23 protein-coding genes are annotated in these 20,971 nt (G+C 68.7%); 10 read left to right on the plus strand and 13 right to left on the minus strand.

Annotated elements, in window-relative coordinates; all coding sequences use genetic code 11:
* Positions 1–264: 264 nt before the first annotated feature.
* The 4 genes from LTV02_RS08945 to LTV02_RS08960 form a co-directional block, all read right to left on the minus strand.
* Entirely contained in the window at positions 265–597 is a 333-nt protein-coding gene (locus LTV02_RS08945; RefSeq protein WP_233039530.1) for a hypothetical protein, read from the minus strand.
* Entirely contained in the window at positions 590–874 is a 285-nt protein-coding gene (locus tag LTV02_RS08950; RefSeq protein WP_233039531.1) for a hypothetical protein, read from the minus strand. Before LTV02_RS08950 ends, LTV02_RS08945 begins: the two co-directional genes overlap by 8 nt.
* A gap of 65 nt (positions 875–939) precedes the next feature.
* Positions 940–1,359 carry a hypothetical protein gene (locus LTV02_RS08955; RefSeq protein ID WP_233039532.1) on the minus strand — a complete coding sequence of 140 codons (420 nt, stop codon included), beginning with the start codon at positions 1,357–1,359 and terminating at the stop codon, positions 940–942.
* Positions 1,360–1,440: 81 nt separating this feature from the next.
* Positions 1,441–2,583: an acyl-CoA dehydrogenase family protein gene (locus LTV02_RS08960; protein ID WP_233039533.1), complete on the minus strand. Its 1,143-nt coding sequence runs from the start codon at positions 2,581–2,583 to the stop codon at positions 1,441–1,443.
* Positions 2,584–2,657: 74 nt separating this feature from the next.
* Between LTV02_RS08960 and LTV02_RS08965 the strand changes: the two genes are divergently transcribed.
* Positions 2,658–3,254: a TetR/AcrR family transcriptional regulator gene (locus LTV02_RS08965; protein WP_233039534.1), complete on the plus strand. Its 597-nt coding sequence runs from the start codon at positions 2,658–2,660 to the stop codon at positions 3,252–3,254.
* Between the two features lie 98 nt (positions 3,255–3,352).
* Entirely contained in the window at positions 3,353–4,834 is a 1,482-nt protein-coding gene (locus tag LTV02_RS08970) for an FAD-binding oxidoreductase (protein ID WP_233039535.1), read from the plus strand.
* 8 nt (positions 4,835–4,842) lie between these two features.
* Here LTV02_RS08970 and LTV02_RS08975 read toward each other — a convergent pair whose 3' ends face one another.
* On the minus strand, positions 4,843–5,589 hold the full coding sequence (locus tag LTV02_RS08975; RefSeq protein ID WP_233039536.1) for a S1 family peptidase: 747 nt from the start codon (positions 5,587–5,589) through the stop codon (positions 4,843–4,845).
* A 74-nt stretch (positions 5,590–5,663) separates the two neighbouring features.
* Between LTV02_RS08975 and LTV02_RS08980 the strand changes: the two genes are divergently transcribed.
* Together LTV02_RS08980 and LTV02_RS08985 are read left to right on the plus strand one after the other, a co-directional pair.
* On the plus strand, positions 5,664–6,158 hold the full coding sequence (locus tag LTV02_RS08980) for a pyridoxamine 5'-phosphate oxidase family protein (protein WP_233039537.1): 495 nt from the start codon (positions 5,664–5,666) through the stop codon (positions 6,156–6,158).
* A 77-nt stretch (positions 6,159–6,235) separates the two neighbouring features.
* Positions 6,236–6,979 (plus strand): helix-turn-helix transcriptional regulator, encoded by a 744-nt coding sequence (locus tag LTV02_RS08985; RefSeq protein ID WP_233039538.1) that lies wholly within the window; start codon positions 6,236–6,238, stop codon positions 6,977–6,979.
* Here LTV02_RS08985 and LTV02_RS08990 read toward each other — a convergent pair.
* Positions 6,970–7,374 (minus strand): VOC family protein, encoded by a 405-nt coding sequence (locus LTV02_RS08990; RefSeq protein ID WP_233039539.1) that lies wholly within the window; start codon positions 7,372–7,374, stop codon positions 6,970–6,972. The two genes, LTV02_RS08985 and LTV02_RS08990, sit on opposite strands and share 10 nt — an antisense overlap.
* Before the next feature lie 89 nt (positions 7,375–7,463).
* Here LTV02_RS08990 and LTV02_RS08995 point away from each other — a divergent pair, with 89 nt between their 5' ends.
* Entirely contained in the window at positions 7,464–8,270 is an 807-nt protein-coding gene (locus LTV02_RS08995; RefSeq protein ID WP_233039540.1) for a class I SAM-dependent methyltransferase, read from the plus strand.
* On the opposite strand, the gene LTV02_RS09000 is transcribed toward LTV02_RS08995, so the two are convergent.
* From LTV02_RS09000 to LTV02_RS09015, 4 genes are all read right to left on the minus strand, one after another.
* Complete coding sequence (locus LTV02_RS09000) at positions 8,271–10,301, minus strand: AMP-binding protein (RefSeq protein ID WP_233039541.1); 2,031 nt, start codon at positions 10,299–10,301, stop codon at positions 8,271–8,273.
* A gap of 197 nt (positions 10,302–10,498) precedes the next feature.
* Positions 10,499–10,906 carry a hypothetical protein gene (locus LTV02_RS09005; protein ID WP_233039542.1) on the minus strand — a complete coding sequence of 136 codons (408 nt, stop codon included), beginning with the start codon at positions 10,904–10,906 and terminating at the stop codon, positions 10,499–10,501.
* A 252-nt stretch (positions 10,907–11,158) separates the two neighbouring features.
* Complete coding sequence (locus tag LTV02_RS09010) at positions 11,159–11,659, minus strand: hypothetical protein (protein ID WP_233039543.1); 501 nt, start codon at positions 11,657–11,659, stop codon at positions 11,159–11,161.
* 130 nt (positions 11,660–11,789) lie between these two features.
* Complete coding sequence (locus LTV02_RS09015) at positions 11,790–12,659, minus strand: NAD-dependent epimerase/dehydratase family protein (RefSeq protein WP_233039544.1); 870 nt, start codon at positions 12,657–12,659, stop codon at positions 11,790–11,792.
* Positions 12,660–12,840: 181 nt separating this feature from the next.
* Here LTV02_RS09015 and LTV02_RS09020 point away from each other — a divergent pair, with 181 nt between their 5' ends.
* The gene (locus LTV02_RS09020) at positions 12,841–13,713 is read left to right on the plus strand and encodes an RNA polymerase sigma-70 factor (RefSeq protein ID WP_233039545.1); all 873 of its coding nucleotides are present in this window, start codon (positions 12,841–12,843) and stop codon (positions 13,711–13,713) included.
* Between the two features lie 12 nt (positions 13,714–13,725).
* Here the strand turns inward: LTV02_RS09020 and LTV02_RS09025 are convergent, their stop codons facing one another.
* Entirely contained in the window at positions 13,726–14,313 is a 588-nt protein-coding gene (locus tag LTV02_RS09025) for a GNAT family N-acetyltransferase (protein ID WP_233039546.1), read from the minus strand.
* A 99-nt stretch (positions 14,314–14,412) separates the two neighbouring features.
* On the opposite strand from LTV02_RS09025, the gene LTV02_RS09030 reads away from it, so the two are divergent.
* Positions 14,413–14,994 carry a TetR/AcrR family transcriptional regulator gene (locus LTV02_RS09030; RefSeq protein ID WP_233039547.1) on the plus strand — a complete coding sequence of 194 codons (582 nt, stop codon included), beginning with the start codon at positions 14,413–14,415 and terminating at the stop codon, positions 14,992–14,994.
* 1 nt (position 14,995) lies between these two features.
* On the opposite strand, the gene LTV02_RS09035 is transcribed toward LTV02_RS09030, so the two are convergent.
* The gene (locus tag LTV02_RS09035; RefSeq protein ID WP_233039548.1) at positions 14,996–15,805 is read right to left on the minus strand and encodes a hypothetical protein; all 810 of its coding nucleotides are present in this window, start codon (positions 15,803–15,805) and stop codon (positions 14,996–14,998) included.
* Positions 15,806–16,064: 259 nt separating this feature from the next.
* Between LTV02_RS09035 and LTV02_RS09040 the strand changes: the two genes are divergently transcribed.
* Positions 16,065–18,263 carry an MMPL family transporter gene (locus LTV02_RS09040; RefSeq protein WP_408639347.1) on the plus strand — a complete coding sequence of 733 codons (2,199 nt, stop codon included), beginning with the start codon at positions 16,065–16,067 and terminating at the stop codon, positions 18,261–18,263.
* 24 nt (positions 18,264–18,287) lie between these two features.
* Here the strand turns inward: LTV02_RS09040 and LTV02_RS09045 are convergent, their stop codons facing one another.
* Positions 18,288–19,112 carry a DUF3097 domain-containing protein gene (locus LTV02_RS09045; protein ID WP_233039549.1) on the minus strand — a complete coding sequence of 275 codons (825 nt, stop codon included), beginning with the start codon at positions 19,110–19,112 and terminating at the stop codon, positions 18,288–18,290.
* Between the two features lie 174 nt (positions 19,113–19,286).
* Between LTV02_RS09045 and LTV02_RS09050 the strand changes: the two genes are divergently transcribed.
* Entirely contained in the window at positions 19,287–19,718 is a 432-nt protein-coding gene (locus LTV02_RS09050) for an NfeD family protein (RefSeq protein ID WP_067708069.1), read from the plus strand.
* Between the two features lie 3 nt (positions 19,719–19,721).
* Positions 19,722–20,924, plus strand: a complete 1,203-nt coding sequence (locus LTV02_RS09055; RefSeq protein ID WP_233039550.1) for an SPFH domain-containing protein — start codon at positions 19,722–19,724, stop codon at positions 20,922–20,924.
* Positions 20,925–20,971: the final 47 nt, after the last annotated feature.

The raw sequence follows: 20,971 nt of genomic DNA on the forward strand, positions 1-20,971 counted from the left end.
ACGGGCAGCATCCCGATTCGCACCGGACCCGCGCCGTCTGGCCCCTGCATAGAGAGGGAGAAGGGGATGTGGGCCCGGCGCCGGGTGCGGGAACCAGTGTGCGCCTGGATATTTGCCGCCGCGATGACAGCCCGATGGCCATCGCATGACCCGCTGTAACGACACGTCAGCCAGCCGGCTACGCCCACAAGTGGGCTAGGTCACAATCGCGCGGCGAATCCGCGAATTCAGTTCGATAACCAAGGCAGGGGAGTGACGGCCAGCTCAGGCGGAATGGCGAAGTTCGTCGGCGACTCGGTTCAGTTGGTCGGCGATACGGGTAAGTTTCGCCGCGGACTCGCTGCCGTCGGCTTCCTTCGCCAGATCTTGGGCGGCCAGCCAGCGGAAGTAGGCGGACTTGCTCATCCCGAGCCGGGTCGCGCGGGCGGTGACACGGGAATTGAGCTCGGCCGACATCTTCACCGAGTACGGCTTCAGCCCGGGGTCGGTGTCCTGGGCGGTATCGAGGGGCAGGTCGACCGGTTCGTCGGTGAACACGAGGCTGTCCATCAACGCGTTCACCTGTTCGATCGTGGTGGGATCGGTGTGTTCAGTCATCGGAGTTCTCCCATTTCTCGAAGTCGGCCAGTCTGTCACCCTGCAACTCCCGGCCCGCCACCAGATAGAGGTCCGATCCTGCGATTCGTGCCAGAACCTCCACTGGTTGCCGATCGGCAGTACGCATCCAGATGACGACGTACTGACTGTCGGTATTGCGCAGCCATACCCTGCTACCACCGCCGAGCCAATCGGCGAGCGCATCGACGACCTGGTCGATATCGATACCGGCGACGCCGAGCAAGTATGCGAAGCGGTAGTGCCAGTCAATAGCCACCTTGTAGAGACTACCAGCCGACTACCCGTCGAGGCCGATCTGCTGTTCGCTGACACGGAGGTGATTCAGGCATGAGCGCAGAACCAGGTCGCGCCGATATTTTCGATCGCCGGGCGCAGTGGATTAGCTTCAAGGAGGCGATACTCCAAGGCCAGATCCAGTGCCATCGTGAGAATGGATCGCTCCGCGCCGCCGGCCAGATCGGCATAGTCATCGGCGGGGTCGCGTCGATAGGCAGACAACACCCGCTCCGGCGTGAGCTTGGTGGCCTCGATTGCGCCGAACCTGCGGCGCAGCGACACCAGATAGGGATCGATCCGTTGTAGCCCTGCCGGTCCCAGCAGTGTGGCGGTGTGGTGGCGGCTTATCCAGACGTCGAGAACGGTCGCCACGGTGAGCGGGCCGGAAGCCGGCCGCCCACCGTTAGCCACATCTTGTCTCGCTGCCGCGTCGACTGTCGAGAAAGCTCCGATGCGGGTGATCATCGCACGTCAGGATGTGCGCGAAAATGACCTCATGTGCCACCGGGGGTTGGACTGAAAGATTGCTGATATGCCGTCGGCGAATCAGCTGCCGGCGAGGCTGCGGGCGATGACGAGGCGCTGGATTTGGTTGGTGCCTTCGAAGATCTGGGTGATTTTGGCTTCTCGCATGTAGCGCTCTACGGGGAAGTCTTGGGTGTAGCCGTAGCCGCCGAGGACTTGGACGGCGTCGGTGGTGACCTTCATGGCGGCGTCGGTGGCGGTGAGTTTGGCGATGCTGGCTTGGCGGGAGTAGGGGAGGCCGGCGTCGCGGCGGCGGGCGGCGTCGAGGTAGGTGGCGCGGGCGGAGTCGACGGCGGCGGCCATGTCGGCCAGGACGAAGCCGAGGCCCTGGTGGTCGATGATGGCTCGGCCGAAGGCTTCTCGTTGTTTGGCGTAGGCGACGGCGTCGTCGAGGGCGCGCTGGGCGATGCCGGTGGCGACCGCGGCGATGCCGAGGCGGCCGGAGTCGAGGGCGCTGAAGGCGATGGGGAGACCTTGGCCGGGGGCGCCGAGGAGACGGTCGGCGGGGATGAGGGCGTTGTCGTAGGCGGCGCTGGTGGTGGGGACGGCGCGCAGGCCCATTTTCTCTTCCGGCTTGCCGAAGGTCAGGCCCGCGGTGTCGGCGGGGACCAGGAAGCAGGAGATGCCGCGCGAGCCTTCGCCGGTGCGAGCGAAGAGGGTGTAGTAGTCGGCTTTGCCGCCGTTGGTGATCCAGGCTTTGGTGCCGGTGATGCGATAGCCGTCCTCGGATTCGACGGCACGGCAGCGCAGGGCGGCGGCGTCGGAACCGGCGTGGGCCTCGGAGAGGCTGTAGGCGCCGATCAGATTGCCCGACAGCATGTCCGGGAGCCAGCGCTGCTTCTGCTCCTCGGTGCCGTAGACGAAGAGCGGGTGGCAGGACAGGCTGTGGACGCTGACCGCGACGGCGACGGCGGCCCAGCGCGCGCCCAGCTCTTCCAGCACCTGCAGGTACACCTCGTAGGGTTGCCCGCCGCCGCCGAACTCCTCCGGGTAGGGCAGGCTCAGCAGCCCGGCCGCCCCGAGCGCCCGGAACGCCTCCTCCGGATACCGCTCCTGCTTCTCGAACTCGGCGGCATCGGGTTCGAGCACCTTGTCGGCGATATCGCGGGTGAGTTCGATGAGGTCGCGGGCCTCGGTGGTGGGCAGCAGGCGATCGACTGGCATGCCATTACGTTACGGGTGACACCCAATTTCGTGCAAGGGAGCACGCAATTTTCGGAATTGGCTAGACTGAGCTGGTGGTTTCCGGTCTGCCTTTGAACAAGCATCAGGAGAAGAGCCTGCGCACGCGGGCACTGCTGCTGGATGCCGCCATCGACAGCCTGGCCGAGGTGGGGTATGCGAGCGCGTCCATCGCCGATATCACCGCCCGCGCCGGAGTGACGCGCGGTGCGCAGCTGCATCATTTCCATACCCGGCAGGAATTGTTCGCGCAGACCATCGACCATCTGACGCAGCGGCAGCGGGAAGCGCTGGGCAAGCGGACGCGCACGCTGGCCGTGACGGCGTCGGCGGGGGAGGTGCTGGTCGAGTTCGTGACCGCGCCGTTCGCGGGGAAGCTCGGCAAGGCGGCGGTGGAGTTGTATGTGGGGATCGCCAACGACAAGGAACTGCGCCGCGAAATGCTGCGCGTACAGCACGATCTGACGGTCGAACTGCTGGACGCCTGCGCCGCCCGCATCGAGGTGCCGCGCGATCGCCTCGAGGCCGCGTTCTGGCTCACCATCAACCTGGTGCGCGGCGCCACCCTCGATGAGATGGTGGGCCGGGATCGCCTGCGGCGCAAGCAGGTTCTGGCCGATTGGACCCGGCTCGCGGAGCAGATGCTCAGCTGAAACACCCATCCCGGCGGCCGCGATTATCGAGCCGGATGGTGTTTTCGTACCGGTTTGCGCTGTGCGCGACCGGGAATGGCCTCGGGGGAGGCAGCGCGATGGCGATCGATCGTCGGACCGTACTGCGGGTGGCCGGACTGGCGGCGGCGAGCACCGCCTTGGGGGCGTGGACGGCCAGCGGCTGGCAACAGGCGGAATCGGCGCCGGGACAGGTGGATTGGCCCGCGCTGCGCAAGCGCCTGCGAGGCTCGCTGCTACTACCCGAGGACACCGGGTACGAGCGCGCGAAACAGGCGTTCAATCCGCGATTCGACGACCGCCGGCCCGCCGCGGTGGCCGCCTGCGGCTCCGTCTCGGATGTGCAGGCGTGCGTGGCCGCGGTCGCGGGCACCGCCGTGCGGGCCGCCGCCCGCAGCGGAAGCCACAGCTACGCGGGCTATTCCACCCCCGACGACGGCCTGATCATCGACGTGGGCGCGCTGAACACCGTCGAGGTGCGCGCCGACGGCACCGCCGTGATCGGTGCGGGCGCCCGCCTGATGGACGTCTACTCGGGCCTGGCGAGTGCGGGCCGCTGCCTGCCGGGCGGTTCCTGCCCGACCGTGGGCATCGCCGGGCTCACCCTCGGCGGCGGGATCGGCGTCCTGGCCGGAAAGTACGGATTGACGTGCGACAGTCTGGTTTCGGCGCAGATCGTGACCGCCGACGGCACCCTGCGTACCGCGTCCGCGACCTCCGAGCCGGATCTGTTCTGGGCATTGCGTGGCGGTGGCGGAGGCAATTTCGGGGTGGTCACCTCGTTCACCTTCCGCACCCGGCCCGCCCCGCGCCCGATCGTCGCCAAGCTGTTGTTCGCGGCCGGTGCCGCCACCGCCGTGCTCGGCGGGTGGCAGTCCTTCACTACCGATGCCCCGGACGAATTCTGGTCCACCCTCGCGATTTCCGCCGGTGAGGCACCGTCCTGCCGCATCAGCGTCTGTTATCTCGGCACCGAACCCGACCTGAACTCGCTGCTGGACAAGCTGATCGCGGCCACCGGTACCCAGCCAGCCGACCGGTCGGTAACCGATATGGGGTATTTGCAGGCGATGCAGTATTTCGGCGGCTGCACGAACTATGCGGTCGCACAATGCCGTCCGTCCTGGAACGGCGGCGGCCTACTGGATCGCGAATCCTTCACCGCGTCCTCCCGGGTACTGACCAAACCTCTCGCCGATCCGGACCGCTTGACCGCGCTGCTCACCGGCCGCACCGGCATGGACATCCTGCTCGACAGCCTCGCCGGAGCCGTGAGCCGAATCGGACCCGCCGACACCGCCTTTCCACATCGAGGTGCACTGGCCACGGCGCAGATCTACGTCGGCGGCATCACCGCGGCCGATCGCACGGCGGTCGCCGAAGTGCGTGACGGCCTGGGACAACTCGTCGGCGATACCGGCTTCGTCAACTACATCGACCCCGACCTGAAGGATTGGGGCCGGGCGTACTACGGCGCGAACGCCACTCGACTACGCAAGGTCGCCGACCGGTACGACCCTGCCGGCGTATTCGATTTCGCCCAATCGGTATCGAAGCTCTGATACCCCGCTCAGAACGCGGACGGCAGTCGCGCGTAAACCCCGGGATATCCCGGTTGCGCCGCTCCCCGCGCCCACGACGTGACCCCCACCAGCTTCCCGTCCGCCAATAGCGGCCCGCCGCTGTCGAATTCCCCGGTGTCGGCCTCGGTGGATCCGGCGCAGACCATATCCGCGCTGTCGAACGCGCCGGGATAGGCGGTCGCACAATCGGCATCGGCCGTGAACGGCACGACGGCCGCCCGCAGCCGCGTATTCGAGGTGTCGCCGTCGGCGGTCCCACCCCACCCGAGGACCGTGCCCGAATCCGCGTGTGGCGCGGCGATTTCGACGACGGCCCGCTGCTGCGGCGCGCTCAAGGTGAGGACGGCGAGATCGTGCCGGTAGACCTCCACCCCGTCGATCGTCTCCTGCCGGAACCCCGGATGGATGCGTACGGCCTGCACCCCCACCGTGACCCCGTCACCCGACCGCAGCTCGCTCCGATCGAAGGTGACCGTCAGCGCCTGCGGCAGCACCCCGGCCAATTGCACGCAATGCGCGGCCGTCAGCACCTGATCGGGCGCGATGAGCGCGCCTCCGCAGAACTGCCCCGACGCCCGGTCCAGGAACAACGGACTCCCCACCGCCGCGAGCCACGGATACTCCCGCGCCGAAACGTCCGAACCCCCGATCACCGCCGCGGCGGGAGAAACGGCCAGGGTGGCGCCGGCGAGCAGCGTCGCTGCCGGTGTCGCGAGACGGCGAAAGACGGTCACCCCGCCCATTCAAACAGACCGGCATCTTCCTTGGCGGCCCGGAAACTGTCGGCCCCCGCGCGTACCGTCGGGTTATGACGTCCTGGTCCGAGTTCGCTGTCGCCGCACCGCACATCTCGTCGATCTTCACCCGCCGTCACGCCGCCACCGGCAACCTCTGCATGCTGGCCACCGTGCGCGCCGACGGCTCGCCGCGCATCAGCCCCATGGAGCCGCGCCTCTTCGAAGGCCAGCTCTGGGTGGGCGGCATGCCGGGCACCACCAAATTCGCCGACCTGGCCCGCGACCCGCGCTTCTGCCTGCACACCGCCACCGTCGACACCCATGTCGGCGACGGCGACGCCAAGCTGTTCGGCACCGTGCGCAATGTGCAGGACGAGGCGCTGCACCAGCGATTCGCCGATGCGTTGTACGCGGAAACCGGCTTCGATCTACGCGGTCAGAAGTTCGATCCGTTCTATGCCGCGGAACTCACCGGGGCCTCCGCCGTCGAGGTGGTGGACGGCGAGCACCTGGAGATCACGGTGTGGAAGCCCGGCAAAGCCGAATACACGGTGCGGAAGCACTGATGACGGTCGCCCCGAACGGGCACTGCGCGCAAAGTGGCAGCAATGGCATTGTTGCACGCGATGCAATAATGCGCGAGGTGCCGAAAACGGTGCATCCCAACGCTTTTGCGGCCGTCGACAGCTATCGCGAACGCCCCTCGACCCTACCCGGTGCGGTGGTGTGGACGCGCGAACCCGTCGGTGTATCCAGCATGCCGGTGTTCCCGGACGGTTCCATGGATCTGCTCTGGATCGACGGCAGGCTCGCGGTCGCGGGCCCGGACACCCAGCCGTATCGGCCGACTTTCGGATCGGCCACCCGGATCGCGGGCATCCGGTTCTTTCCCGGCTCCGCGCCCGCCCTGCTCGGCGTCCCGGCGCACGAACTGCGGGACAGCCGAATCGACCTCGCCGACCTCTGGACTCCGGCCGAAACACGTCGCGCGCACGATCTCCTGGCCCGCGCGCACAACCCGGCCACGGGATTGGAGGCCGTCGCCGCCTGGCGGGCCGCCGAAACGGCTACGCCCGACCCGATCCTGCACGCCATCGTCACCGAATTACGCTCCGGCGAATCGATCTCCGCCATCGCCCGCCACCTGGACCTGAGCCCACGCCGCCTGCACCGCCTATCCCTGGCGGCATTCGGCTACGGACCCAAAACCCTGGCCCGCATCCTGCGCATGCAACACGCCCTCGCCCTGGCCCGCGCGGGCACGCCGTTCGCGGAGGTCGCCGTCCGCTCCGGCTACGCCGACCAAGCCCACCTCTCCCGCGAGGTCCGCACCCTCACCGGCCTGCCGCTCGGTCACCTGGCGGGCGCACGCCCCGATCAGTCCTGAGCGGATTCACCCAGCGCCGCATACAGATCCACACCGTTCCCGTCCGGATCGGCCACGATCGCATACCGCTGCCCCCAGAACGCATCGAACGGCTTCACTTCCCCGTGATAGCCCGCCGCCACCAACTCGTCGAACTTCGCATCCACCGCACCGGGACTCCCACACCGCACCGCCAGCCCTATCCGCCCACCCGCCTTCGCCCGCCAGTCGGGATGGAACGACCGAATGACCTCCTCGGTATCGAACGTCAAGCGCATCCCACCGGGCAACCCCACTTCCACATGCGGTTCGTTCTCCGCCCCATCCCCGATCTCCAGCCCGAGCCGCCGGTAAAACCCCAGCGCCGCCGCCATATCCGAGACAACGATCCCGATCACATCCAATTGCACAGTCATACTCGGAACCCTAGGAGCGTCCGCGTTGCCCGTCTTGAACAAAACGGACACCCCGCGACGCTCGAGCCCGATCGGAGAGGGCGACGGAATTGGACCGCACCCACCACCTGCACGCCTCCTCGTTCGGCACCGCCGCAGCCGCGTACGCCGAGCATCGCCCGGACTACGCCCCCGCCGCGGTCGAATGGGCGCTCGAGCCCGCACCCGGACCACGCGTGCTCGACCTCGGCGCCGGCACCGGCAAACTGACCGGCACTGTGGCGGCGCTGGGCGTGGACGTCATGGCGGTCGAACCCGACTCCGCGATGCTCGCCGAATTGCGCCGCGCGCTGCCGTCGGTCCGCGCGCTGTCCGGCAGCGCCGAGCGAATCCCGCTGCCCGACGCCTCCGTTCACGCCGTACTGGCCGGAAACGCCATGCACTGGTTCGACATGGCCGTCGCGGGACCCGAGATAGCGAGAGTCCTTGCACCCGAAGGCATCCTGGCCGGACTGTGGAACGTCCTCGACGACCGCATCGACTGGATCGCCGGACTTGCCCGGGTCGGGGGATCCGCCGCCATCGGCCCCCGGGACACCCTCGGCAGCTGGCGCACCGCGACCGCGCACCTGCACCGCTCCGGCACCGGCGAAACGGTCGGCTTCGGCACCCCCGAACAGGCTGAATTCCCGCACACCCAACGCCGTGACGCCGACTCGCTCGTCGCCACCCTCGCGACCCGCGCGGGAGTTCTGGTGATGCCGGACCCGGATCGAGCTGCCACCCTCGGCCGCATACGGGAGTTCCTCGCACGAACGCCGGAAGCGAACATGGGCGAATTCGAGCTCCCGATGCTGACCGGCGTACTGCGGGTGCGGCGGGTGTCCGGCCGACATGACGATTCCCGGCCTGCGTGACTACGGCGTGGAATCGTCGGAAGGTCCTGCCAGTAGCCGTTTGAGTACCTTGCCGGTTTCGCCGCGTGGGAGGGAGGGGAGGAAGACGATGTCTCGGGGCACGCTGAAGCGGCTCAGGCGGTTTCGCACGTAGCGGCGGACCATTTCGGGGTCCAGGCCTGAGCCGTCTCGTTTGACGATGTAGGCGGCCAGGCGCTCGCCGAAGTCGTGGTCGGGTACGCCGATCACCGCGACTTCGCTGACCTGGGGGAGGTGGGCGAGGGCTTCCTCGACCGGGCGGGGGAAGACGTTCTCGCCGCCGGAGATGATCATTTCGTCGTCGCGGCCGGCGATGAACAAGCGGCCCGCCGCGTCGAGGTAGCCGAGATCGCCGGTGTCGAGCAGGCCGCCGACCTCGTCGGGTGGCGGGCAGTTGACGTAGCCGTCGAAGAGCATGTGGTTGCCGACGAAGATGCGGCCGGTCGCGCCCACCGGGACCGGCCGCCGGTTCTCGCCCAGCACGGCGATTTTCGTGCCCAGTGGCGGCCGTCCGGCGGTGGTGGGGGAGATACGCAGATCCGCGGGCGTCGCGACGGTTGCCCACGAGACCTCGGTGGAGCCGTACACGTTGTAGAGGATGTCGCCGAACACGTCCATGAACCGCAGCACCGTCGCCGCCGCCAGCGGTGCGCCGCAACTGGCCACCACGCGCAGGCTCGACAGGTCGTGGCGGGCGCGCACGGCGAGGGGCAGATCGAGGATGCGCTGCACCATGGTCGGCACCACCACGAGCACCTGGACGCCGTGCTCAGCGATCTGCCGCAGGCAGCTTTCGGCGTCGAAGTCCTCCGAGAGCACCACGGTATCGCGCAGCGCCACGCTCAATTGCAGGGTGGCCAGCCCCCAGGTGTGGAACAGCGGTGCGGCGATGAGCATGGTCTCGTTCATGCGCAGAGGAATTCGGGACAGCAGCGCCGCGATGGTGGCGAAGCCCTTGGCGTGCGGGCGGCGCGCGCCCTTGGGAGTGCCGCTGGTCCCGCTGGTGAGCACCACCAGTTTCCCGGGCCGTGCCGGTCGGTCGAAGCCGGATCCGCCGGCCGCCGCCAACGCCGCGATGGTGTGCTCGCCGGGCACCTCGTCAGTGCGGTAGCGCCGGATATCGGCGTGCAGGTAGTGCACGAGATGTTCGAGCTCGCTGTCCACGAACAAGGTCCCGAGCTGATGCCGCTGCACGAGGTCCTCGATGCGCCGCGCCGACAGTCCGGCGTTGAGCAGCACCACATCGACCCCGAGTTTGCCTGCCGCGACCATGGTTTCGACCATGCCCACGCGATTGCGCGCCAGCAGCCCCACCGCGTCGCCGGGTACCAGGCCGAGCCCGGCGAGGGCGCTCGCGAGGGCGTGACTGCGCTCGTGGATCTCGCGAAAGGTACGGCTGCCCCGGTCGTCGACGACGGCGGTTCGCCTAGGCGACGCGGCGGCGGCCGCCGCCGCGTACCCGCCCGCCAGATTGAATCCCCATTTGACCAGTCCGCCCAGTTGTTTCACCCCGCGATCGATCCGCCCGGTGACGACGCCGGTCGTCACCACCTGCCGGGCGATCCGCAATCGCCGCCGCATCGGCGCGTCCTCGCCATTGTCGATGATCGAAGTCGGGGCCCCGGCCGCCAGCTCGGCGAGCCGGCGCAGGGCATCCCGGGTCCAGTCGGTGACGACCGAATTCGGCTGTCCGGCAATGGCGGGATGAATCCGCCCCGGTGCGAAGTAGGTGACCGTGACCCGGGTGCCGTCCTCGCGCGCCCGGAACCGGATCAGCGCGAAGCTGCCCGTGTCCGGGCATTGGAGCTCGAGGCCGTCGCTGCGCCCGGCGCGCACATCGATGCACACCGTGCGGACGCCGGCCTCGGATGTCCCGACCCGCAGCTCCCACCGCGATCCGCCGTCCGGCGTGGTGACGCGCTCACAGCCGCCGATCCCGGTGCAGATCCGCGGGTAGACCAGCGGGTCGGTCAGCAACTCCCGCAGCGATTGCGCCGCCACCGGCAATTCCACGGTCGTATCAAATATCTCGGTTACCACAGTCTCGCGGTTCTGGCCGGGCCGATTCCACCATCCCGAATCGGCGGGAGCCCCTTTATATCCGCGCGCGCGTGGTCGGCTGACCAAGATCGCGGGGTTCTGTGACGGCCCCCTGCCGACGCCGGAATCGATTGTGGGAGTGGACCAAAGCGGTCACCGCGGCGGCGGGATCAGGCGAGCGACACCACCTTGGCCTGACCGGTGACGACGGTGTCGTTGCGATCGACCAGCGCGACCCGCACCTGCACGGTCTGTCCCGCGGCGAGTGGCGCGGACGCCCCGGAAGCGCCGGTGAGGACGACGACCGCGGTGTGCGCGCTGCCGTCGCAGGTGACTTCGCGCTGACTGCCGGTGGCGGCGGGGCTCTCGGCATTGGGATCGCCCGCCATCGCCTGAATGCTCGCGACCCCGGCCGAGGCATCACAGCTGTAGTCGACCTGCACATTGGCCGGGCCGACACCGCTGACGTCGATGCTGTTGGCGGCGGACGCCGGACCGGCGGTCGCGACCAGTAGACCGAGCGCGCCGAGCGTGGTGAGAAGGAGTGCTGACCGTCGGTAGTGCTGCTTGGACACCATGGATTTTCGACCTCCTGCGTAGCGGAAACGATTGCCTGACACATCGGAGTTGCCGAACACCTGTGAAATTGCCGAACCGAGCGGAGCAGAGATCGCGGGCCTCGCGCACCGCACTTCCATGGTCCCAGACCGCGCCCAGCCGGTCCGCCCCGGCACCGCTACACCGGTGGGTCGCGGGTCCAGGACCCGCTCCCGCCGCATCGTTCCGTCGGCTTCGTTGTCGCGGCGACCCCGCTGGTTCCGCTGTCGTGACTACTCCGCCGATTTCGCCGGCGCCGCCTCCCGCTGCTCCGCCAGTTGCACCGGCGCGGCCTCCCGTCGTTCGGCCCGCCGCACCGCCCAGCCGGGCGGCGTCGCCTCGGACTTCTCCCGCAAGGCCGCCTGCCGGATATCGAGCTCCCGGATACCGGTCCGCAATTCCGCGGGATCCTCCAGGGTTTGCAGTGAGCGATACCGGTCGGCCTGCGCCTCGTACACCGACCGCAGCATCCGGCATTCGGCCTGGTGCACATCGCAATTCAACGCCGTGTGGACGATGGTGCAGATAGCGGCGCCCAGGGCCAGGTAGGCCGGAAGGTTCCCGGCCTCCTTGGTGCCCAGCACCACCGACCCGGCCACGGTGGACAGCACCGCGGCCCCGACGACGAGAATGACATTGGCGGGCCGCAGCGTGGACAACCAGGTGGAGTAGGCCCGGGCGCGAACCCGGCATTCCCGCTCGCGAGCCGCGGCGACAGCGTGAAAGTCGAGCACCACCTTGATATTTCCGCACCGCGCCCACCGCCGCCACGATTCCGCCGAACCTCTTGACGCCCATCGATATCCGCCGGTCGCCTCGGTCCCGGAGTGGGTCGGGCCCGCCGCCTGGGATCGGGCGAACCGCTCAGCTCGCGGTGAGGTCCGCCGCCCGGCCCGGACGGGTGGGCGTCCAGCCGAGTTCGGTGCGCGCCTTGGCTGCGGAGGCGAGCTGATCGAGCATGAAGGCTTCCACCATGACGCCCCAATACTGTTGGGCGTCTTCGGGATTCCAGTCCACGACCTGCGCGCCGTGCCGTTCGGCGACCGCGCGCGCCGCGTCGGCGACCCGGACGGATTCGTCGAGGGCCGCGAGGTAGACCGACCCGGCGGGCGCGGATTCCACCGCCAGGGTGTACAGCTCGCCGAGGTCGTCGACGTGCACGACCGGCCAGCGGTTCGAGCCGTCGCCGAAGTGCCGCACCACGGGGCCGTCGGGCGTCTGCTGCGGGGCGAGCAGGATTGCGGGATAACCCTTTCCGGCGCCGTAGACCAGGCCCGGGCGGATGCGCACGGTGCGCACGCCGCGGGCGTTGCCGGTCTCCTCGATGAGCTTCTCGACCGCGGGCCGCCAGGACACCACCAGCGGCGGAGCCAGCGGGGAGTCCTCGGTCAGGGTCGTCTCGCCGGAATGGCCGTGCACCCAGATTCCGCTGGTGTACACGAAAGCCTTTCCAGTACCGGCGAATGCGTCGAGCACGGTCTCGGCGACGATCCGGTCGAGTTCGCCCGCCCGCTCGTCATTGCTGGAGGCCGCGTGCACCACCGCATCGACATCGGCGAGCGCGGAGGTGAGCGCCGCCGGATCGAACAGGTCGGCCACCAGCGTCTCCACCTGCTCGGGAACCTCGCGGCCGGCGCTCGTCACCGTGCCGATCACGCGATGCCCGCGGTTGAGCAGCGCCCGTGCCGCAGCGCCGCCGATCGCGCCGGAGGCGCCCGTCACCAGAACCTTCATCAGAGACTCCTTGCCCAGTCGGCGATCACTTCTATCGCCGGTAACCGATCTAGCCGCGTACACGGTGTGTAACGACGATAGAGAATCTATCACTGCTAGATCGTGAAGTCGAATCGCGTCTGTCACACTGCGGTTCGGCGCGGTGTCTGTATGTCGAGGCCATCGACACACAGGAGGAGATATGGGCGCGGACCCGTTCACCGTGCATCGCAGTCTGCTGTTCACCGTCGCCTACGAGATGCTCGGATCCGCCGCCGATGCCGATGATGTGGTGCAGGAGACCTGGCTGCGCTGGCGCGAGGTCGATCGGGCCGGGGTGCGCGATCCGCGGGCCTATCTGGTGCGGATGGTGACTCGCCAGTCCCTCAACCGGATTCGCACGATGGCCCGGCGGCGCGAGGATTATCTGGGGGAGTGGCTGCCCGAACCCGTGCTGACGGCACCGGATGTGGCCGAGGACGTCGAGCTGGCGGAGAGCGTGTCGATCGCCATGCTGACGGTGCTGGAAACGCTCGCGCCGACCGAGCGTGCGGTGTTCGTGCTGCGCGAGGTGTTCGATGTGCCGCACGACGAGATCGCCGGGGCGGTGGGGAAATCGGCGGCGGCGGTGCGGCAGATCGCGCGCCGGGCCCGGGAGCATGTGGCGGCGCGCCGCCCGCGCGTGCGGGTGAGCCGGGACGAGCAGCGGGTGGTGGTGGAGCGGTTCCGGTCGGCCGTCGAAACCGGTGATCTCCAGGGGCTTTTCGATGTGCTGGCCCCGGATGTGGTGTTCGTGGCGGACGGTGGCGGACTGGTGCCCGCCGTGCCGCACCCGATCGCAGGCGCCGCGCAGGTGGCCGCTTTCATCGCCCGCTTCCCCCGGCTGGCGCCCGGGGCGGTGGTCACGGTGGTCTGGATCAATGGCGCTCCGGCCCTGCGCATCGATGCCCGCGGCAACCTCGAGGCAGCGATCAGCCTGGTCGTGGAATCCGGGCTGATCACCCGGGTCTACGCGATCCGCAACCCGCACAAGCTCGTTCGGCTCGGCGAGGCCATGCGATTGAGCCGGACCTGACGGGCGGCGCGGTCAGCGCAGTCGCCGTCCCAGCACCTCGTCGTCGAAGGTGCGGTCACCGAGCCGGAAGCTGCGCCGCGCCACCGGTTCGAAGCCGAACTTGCGATAGAAGCGCTTGGCCCGGTCGTTCTCCTCGTTGACGCCCAGCCAGACCGCGGCGCACTCGTCGGCGCGCGCCGCGCGCACGACTTCGTCCATCAGCGCGGCGGCGGTGCCGGTGCCGTGCCGGGCAGGATCGACGTAGAGCTTGGACAAGTAGGCGGTGTGCTCGGACTTCCAGCCCGGCGGGCAGTCGGAATGCCCGATGCCGTGCAGCGCGAGGGCGTAGCCGACGGGCGCGTCCGCGGGTCCGGCGATGAAGACCCGGCACTCGGGATCGTTCAGGTACGCGCGAAAGGATCCGATATCGAGATGATGGGCGATGAACGCGTCGATGTCCTTGCGCGCCAGCCATTTCGGGCAGGCCAGCGGAAAGGTGCGCGCTGCCAGTTCCGCCAGCGCCGCCGCCCGGCCGGGAGCGTCACCGACCAGTCGGACGGTCGCCGCGCCGTCCGGTGTGGACATCGGCTCTTCCAGTAGGTGCGACGACACGGCGGGCATCTCGGCTCCAAACGCAAACGGTTAGTTGTGTTTCTCGGAGGCTAGCAATCGCGCCGCCGAGAACGCAACTAACCGGTTGCGTTCTGTAGGCTGGCCGATATGGGATGGGATACCGCCGGCCGCCGCAAGCTGCTGTTGGAGGCCGCCACGGGCCATTTCGCCGAGCACGGCCTCGCGGGCGCGCGCGTGGACGCCATCGCCGCCGCGGCCGGGGTCAACAAACAGCGCATCTACCAGTACTTCGGCGACAAGGACGCCCTCTTCGCCGAGGTCATGCGCCAGGCCATGGAGAACACCATCGGCGCCGCCGAACTCAGCGGTTCGGGCCCGGAAGCCTTGGTGCGCTACGCCGCCCGCCTCTTCGACACCTACGCCGCCCACCCCGACCTGGCCCGCCTGCTCGCCTGGGAAGCCCTGGAACGCCGCGCCCCCATCGCCTTCGACGACCGAGTCGCGGCCTGGACCCAGAAGACCGCGGCCCTGCGCGCTGCCCTACCCCACCTCGACGACGAATCCGCCCGCCACCTGCTCCTGTCCACCTTCACCCTGGTCACCGGCTGGTGGTCGCTACGCCAACTCCAAGCCGTCCTGCTCCCCGGCGCCTGCGGCGATCACCCCCGCCGCGAAGAACTCCTCGACCAGATCCGCCGCCTCGCACAGCCCGAGCACGGGGAAGTCTGAACTATCGCGCGTGCACCGCGGCCAGCCGGGCCGCACGGATGGCGTTCCACAGTGGGCGCAACAGCGTCTCCTGGGCCGCGGCCGCGCTCGCCGAGGTGGGCGCCGAAGCCGGTTCGCGCTCGGCGACGGTCAAGATGGCGGCCACCTGATCGGCGGAATCGAGAATGCGGCGGGCGCGCAACGGCATCGACTCGGGGTAGGCGTGGCGGGTGTGACCCTCCAACTCGGCCTCGATCAGATCGCGCGGCGGAATGCCGCCGGTGTCCATGCCGGTGGTGTGCAGTTGCATGAGCGCGTCGGCGGCATCGCGCACTGCCTGGCGCATCGAATACTCGGCCTCGCCGAGCGGCATATCGGGTTCGGAGGTCATCGGAATGACGGTCGTGTACACGGTCCAGCGCAGCGCCTCGTCCTCGGTCCACACCGGGACGAGACCGGTGCCCTGCGTACCGGGCGCGCCGAGCAGCAGTCCCTCACCGGCTTCGGTTGCGGCGGCGGCGAATTCGGAACCCACCGGCAGGCCACGCACATCCCCGGGTACCGGCAGCACCAGCCGCAACTCCGCACCCGGCGCGGCCACGGCTTCCCGGATCAGCTTGAGCAGCACCATGATTCCCGCGCCGGGGCCCGCATCGGCCTCGTCGTGCGCGGCCCAGGGTAGCCCGGTGTGCCCACCGGTCACCGGGTCGCCGGCCGCGACGCTCTGCCGCGGCGCCCAGGTGCGCAGGGCGTCGAGCAGGTCGTCGGGGGCGCTGCAGCCGGCCAGCCAGGACCCGGCCCACACCGTCAGCGTCGTACTCGGTGAGCTCATCCCAACAGAATAACTGGGGGACAACTGGGGCACGGGGCGGAAATCGATCAACCGTTCGACCACTGCGGGTCATGGTCCGGGACAAGGGATCTGAGGGTCGGGTGTGTCAAGTCTGAGGATCTGGACTGAATGTGTTCCGGAATTGGGCTCTCGGTCGAAACGGTGTCGGACTCGTCAGTAATGTCGGGTGCGGGCGGCGGCCGTCGGCGGTTGGACGGGTCGCGGTTCGGTGTTGTCGGTTCGGACGAAGAGGCTTTGGATGTTCGCGTGGTGGGGTGGTGTGGTCTACCGGCTGCGATTCGGGGTGCTCGGGGTGGTGGTGGCCGGGCTGCTGGCCTTGGGGGCCTACAGCGTCGGGGTGGCCGATCGGCTGACCGCGGGCGGGCTCGAGGATCCGCGGGCGGAGTCCTCGCAGGCGGCGCGGCTGGCGGATCAGGCTTTCGGGCGCAATCACGATGTGGACGTGGCGGTGCTGTACACCGCGCCGGAAGGCAAGACTGTCGACGATCCCGAATTCAGCCGGAAGGTCATCGACAATCTGAACCGGTTGCCGCGTGAGTATCCGGAGCAGATCGCGGGGATCAACGCGGCCTACTGGCGAACCGATACCGGGAAGATCAGCGGGGCGAAGGCGGCGACCAAGGACCGCAAACAAGCCATCGCGCTGATCGCGATTCGCGGCGACACCGACACCGACATGGTGCGGAACTATCGAGAAGTCAAGGACGTCTTCTTCATTCCGGGCGTGGATGTGCAGGTCAGCGGTCTGCAGCCGATCGCGGGGACGCTCAACGACACCATGGCCGACGACCTGCACCGGATGGAGCTGATCGCGCTGCCGGCGGTGGCGGTGCTGTTGTTCTTCATCTTCGGCGGGGTGGTCGCGGCGGCGCTGCCGTTGGCCATCGGCGGGCTGACCATGCTCGGCGCGCTCGGAATCGTGCGCGTGCTCACCGATTTCATCGAGGTCAACAGTTTCGTGTCCTCGGTGGTGACCATGATCGGGCTGGGGCTGGCCATCGACTACGGGCTGTTCATCGTGAGCCGGTTCCGCGAGGAGCTGGCCGCGGGCTACGACACCCGCGCGGCCGTGCGCCGCACCGTCATGACCGCGGGCCGGACCGTGGTGTTCTCCGCGACCATGATCATCGCGAGTCTCGGCGGCATGCTGCTGTTCCCGCAGGGGTTCCTGAAATCCATGGCGTACGGGGCGATTACGACCGTCTCGCTGGCCGCGCTGACCGCCGTCACCATCCTGCCGGCCGCGCTCGGCATTCTCGGCAAGCGGGTGGACGCGCTGGGGCTGGAGCGATTCCGCCGGACCAAGACCGCCGAGGAGATCGAGAATGGATTCTGGGGCCGCTCCACCGCCTGGGTGATGCGGCATCCGCTGAAGATCGGCGTCTCGCTGTCGATCATTCTGCTGCTGCTCATCCTGCCGGTGAAGAACCTGGTCTTCGGCGGGTTCAGCGAAAAGTACCTGCCCCCGGACAATTCCGTGCGCCTGGCCAAGGAACAGATCGACACCCTGTTCCCCGGCAATCGATCCGACCCCATCGAACTGATCTTCGTCTCCGCCGACAGCACCGCGGTGGGCGCGGCGTGGAAACAAGCCGATGAAGCGCCCGGCCTGGACACCCCGTTCGAGGTGCCGTCGCGCTCGATCAAGAACCCCGACGTCTATCGCACCAAAGCCACGGTCGCCGACGTCAACGAGGCCGGCGACACCATCGACTTCCTGCGGGCGATGGAACTCCCCGAGGGCACCACCATGCTCGTCGGCGGCCTGCCCGCCGTGCAGAAGGACAGCATCGACGCTCTGCTGGTCCGCATCCCGCTCATGGTGGTCCTGGTGCTGGCGCTCACCACCCTGCTCATGTTCCTGACCTTCGGCTCCCTGGTCCTGCCCATCAAGGCCGCCCTCATGAGCGCCCTCGGCCTCGGCTCCACCCTCGGCATCCTGACCTGGATCTTCCTCGACGGCCACGGCGCCACGCTGCTCAACTTCACCCCCCAGCCCATCCAGGCCAACGTTCTGGTGCTGATCATCGCCATCATCTACGGCCTTTCCACCGACTACGAGGTCTTCCTCATCTCCCGCATGGTCGAAGCCCGCGCCGCCGGCGCCACCACTACCGAGGCCATCCGCACCGGCACCGCCCACACCGGCCGCATCATCACCGCCGCCGCCCTCATCATGCTCGTCGTCACCGGCGCCTTCGCCTTCTCCGACCTGGTGATGATGCAGTACATCGCCTACGGCATGATCGCGGCCCTCTTCATCGACGCCACCGTCCTGCGCATGCTCCTGGTCCCCGCCACCATGAAACTCCTCGGCGACGACTGCTGGTGGGCCCCCAAGTGGCTCAAACGAATCCAGCAGAAAATCGGCCTCGCCGAACCCACCCTCACCCCCGACCACCCCACCCCGGACAAACCCGACCTCGTAAAGGTCTGACCGGCAACGGAATCGACGGCCGGGTTATTCGGGTTCGGTGACGAAGTCGATGAGGCGTTCCACGGCGCCGATGAGGGGGGTTTCGAGGTCGCGGTAGGTGGTGACGGCGTTGTAGACGCGGCGCCAGCCGTCTTGTGGTGTGCCCCAGCCCAATCGGCGGCAGATGCCGGTTTTCCAGTCTTCGCCGCGGGGGACTTCGGGCCAGGCCTCGATGCCTACCGCGGCGGGGCGGACGGCTTGCCAGACGTCGATGTAGGGGTGGCCGGTGACCAGGACGTGGGGGCCGAGGCCGGTGGTGAGGCCGGTTTCCTTGGAGCCGGTGACGAGATGGTCCACCAGGACGCCGACGCGGCGGCCGGGGCCGGGGCGGAAGTCGGTGAGGCGGGCGGCGAGGTGGTCGAGGCCTTCGAGTTGTTCGACGACGACGCCCTCGACGCGCAGGTCGTGGCCCCAGACGCGTTCGACCAGGGCGGCGTCGTGGATGCCTTCCACCCAGATGCGGCTGGCCTTGGCCACCTGGGCCTTGAGGCCCGCGACGCGGGTCGAGCCGGAGGCCGAGCGGGTGGGCTGCTGCTGGGGAGCGGCTTTGGGGCGCACCAGGGTGACCGGCTGGCCGTCGATGAGGAAGGCGGCTTCGCGGAGGGCGAAGAGGCGGACGCGGCCGGCGCGGTCCTCGAGTTTCACGAAGTCGCCGTCGTAGGTGCGGTCGAAACCGACTACGGCGCCGCAGAATCCGGTGGCGGCGTCCTCGGCGACCAGGTCGCGGTCCGCGACCACGGTGGGGACCTCGCGTTTGCGCGTCCTGGAATGCCCCGAGAAGATGTCGCCGTAACCGTGCTGCCCGTTCACGGGGGCGAGGGTACCGGGGCGGGCCGCGAAATGCGGTCGCGCCGCGCCCAATCGGGGCCCGAGTGTGGGGCACGCCGCAGCGGCCCGGGCGGATTGATCTGAAATGGGCGGTTCCGGCGGCAGGATGATCACGAAAAGCGGCCGCGAGCGGGCCCGCCGACTAGTGTTGGGTGGGTGGCCGCAATCGTTTGGCTGGTCGCGGGGATCCTCCTCGCGGCCGCGGAGATGCTCATCGGCGATCTCACGTTGCTCATGCTCGGGGGCGCCGCGCTGATCACGGCGGGGGTCAGCGGGCTGGCGGGGACTTCCGTGGTGGTGGACGCCGTGGTGTTCGGCGTCGCCGCGCTCGTGCTCATACTGCTGGTGCGCCCGTTCCTGTTGCGGCGCTTCGCGACTCCGCCCCCGCACCAGACCGGCGTCGCCGCGCTGCCGGGCAAGACCGCGAAGGTGCTGGAGGCGGTCGACGAGCACGGCGGCCGGGTGAAGGTGGACGGTGAGGTCTGGAGCGCACGGCCGTTCGACCCGTCGGAGACTTTCGAGGTGGGCGCGACCGTGTGCATCATGAAGATCGACGGCGCGACCGCCGTCGTCTGGAAAGGGCCGTAAATCATGGCTGTACTCATAGTCGCCGCGGTATTGATCCTGCTGGTCGTGGTCGTGGTGTTCAAATCGGTGGCGCTGGTGCCGCAGGCCGAGGCCGCCGTCATCGAACGACTAGGGCGGTATTCGCGGACCGTGTCCGGGCAGTTGACGTTCCTGGTGCCGTTCGCGGACCGGGTGCGCGCCAAGGTGGACCTGCGCGAGCGGGTCGTCTCGTTCCCGCCGCAGCCGGTCATCACCCAGGACAACCTGACGGTGCAGATCGACTCGGTCGTCTACTTCCAGGTCACCAGCCCGCAGGCCGCGGTCTACGAGATCTCCAATTACATTGCGGCCGTGGAACAGCTGACCATCACCACGCTGCGCAATGTGGTCGGCGGCATGACCCTGGAGGAAACCCTCACCTCCCGCGATCAGATCAACAGCCAGCTGCGCGGCGTGCTGGACGAGGCCACCGGCCGCTGGGGCCTGCGGGTGTCACGCGTGGAACTGAAGGCCATCGATCCGCCCCCGTCGATCCAGGAATCGATGGAGAAGCAGATGAAGGCCGACCGTGAGAAGCGCGCCATGATCCTCACCGCGGAAGGCCAGCGCGAAGCCTCGATCAAGACCGCCGAAGGTCAGAAGCAGGCGCAGATCCTGGCCGCCGAAGGCTCCAAGCAGTCGGCCATTCTGTCGGCCGAAGGCGAACGCCAGTCCCGCATCCTGCGCGCCCAGGGTGAGCGCGCCGCCGCCTACCTGCAGGCGCAAGGTCAGGCCAAGGCCATCGAAAAGGTCTTCGCCGCAATCAAATCCGGCAAGCCGACCCCGGAACTGCTGGCCTACCAGTACATGCAGACGTTGCCGCTGGTCGCCAAGGGCGACGCCAACAAGGTGTGGCTGGTGCCGAGCGATTTCGGTAAGGCTCTCGAGGGTTTCGCCCAGAACTTCGCCACCAAGGGCGCCGACGGCGTCTTCCGCTACGAACCGTCCCCGGATACCGAGACCGCCGAACGTCCCGAGGACGATTCCGACGAGGTCGCCGACTGGTTCGACACCGCCACCGACCCGGCCGCCGAGCGCGCGGTGCGCGCCGCCGAAGCCGATGCCCGCACCCCGGTGGAACCGACCGGCATCCCGCCCCGGCCGCGCCTGGAACAGCAACCGCCGCAACGGTATCGCCCGGATCCGGGTGACCCGCCCGCGCAACCGCCGCGCCCGCTGGGCCGTTGACGGCAACGAGCCCCTCGACCGTATCGATCGAGGGGCTCGCCGCTGTT

It is taken from the genome of Nocardia yamanashiensis (genome assembly GCF_021183565.1).
Taxonomy (GTDB): domain Bacteria; phylum Actinomycetota; class Actinomycetes; order Mycobacteriales; family Mycobacteriaceae; genus Nocardia; species Nocardia yamanashiensis.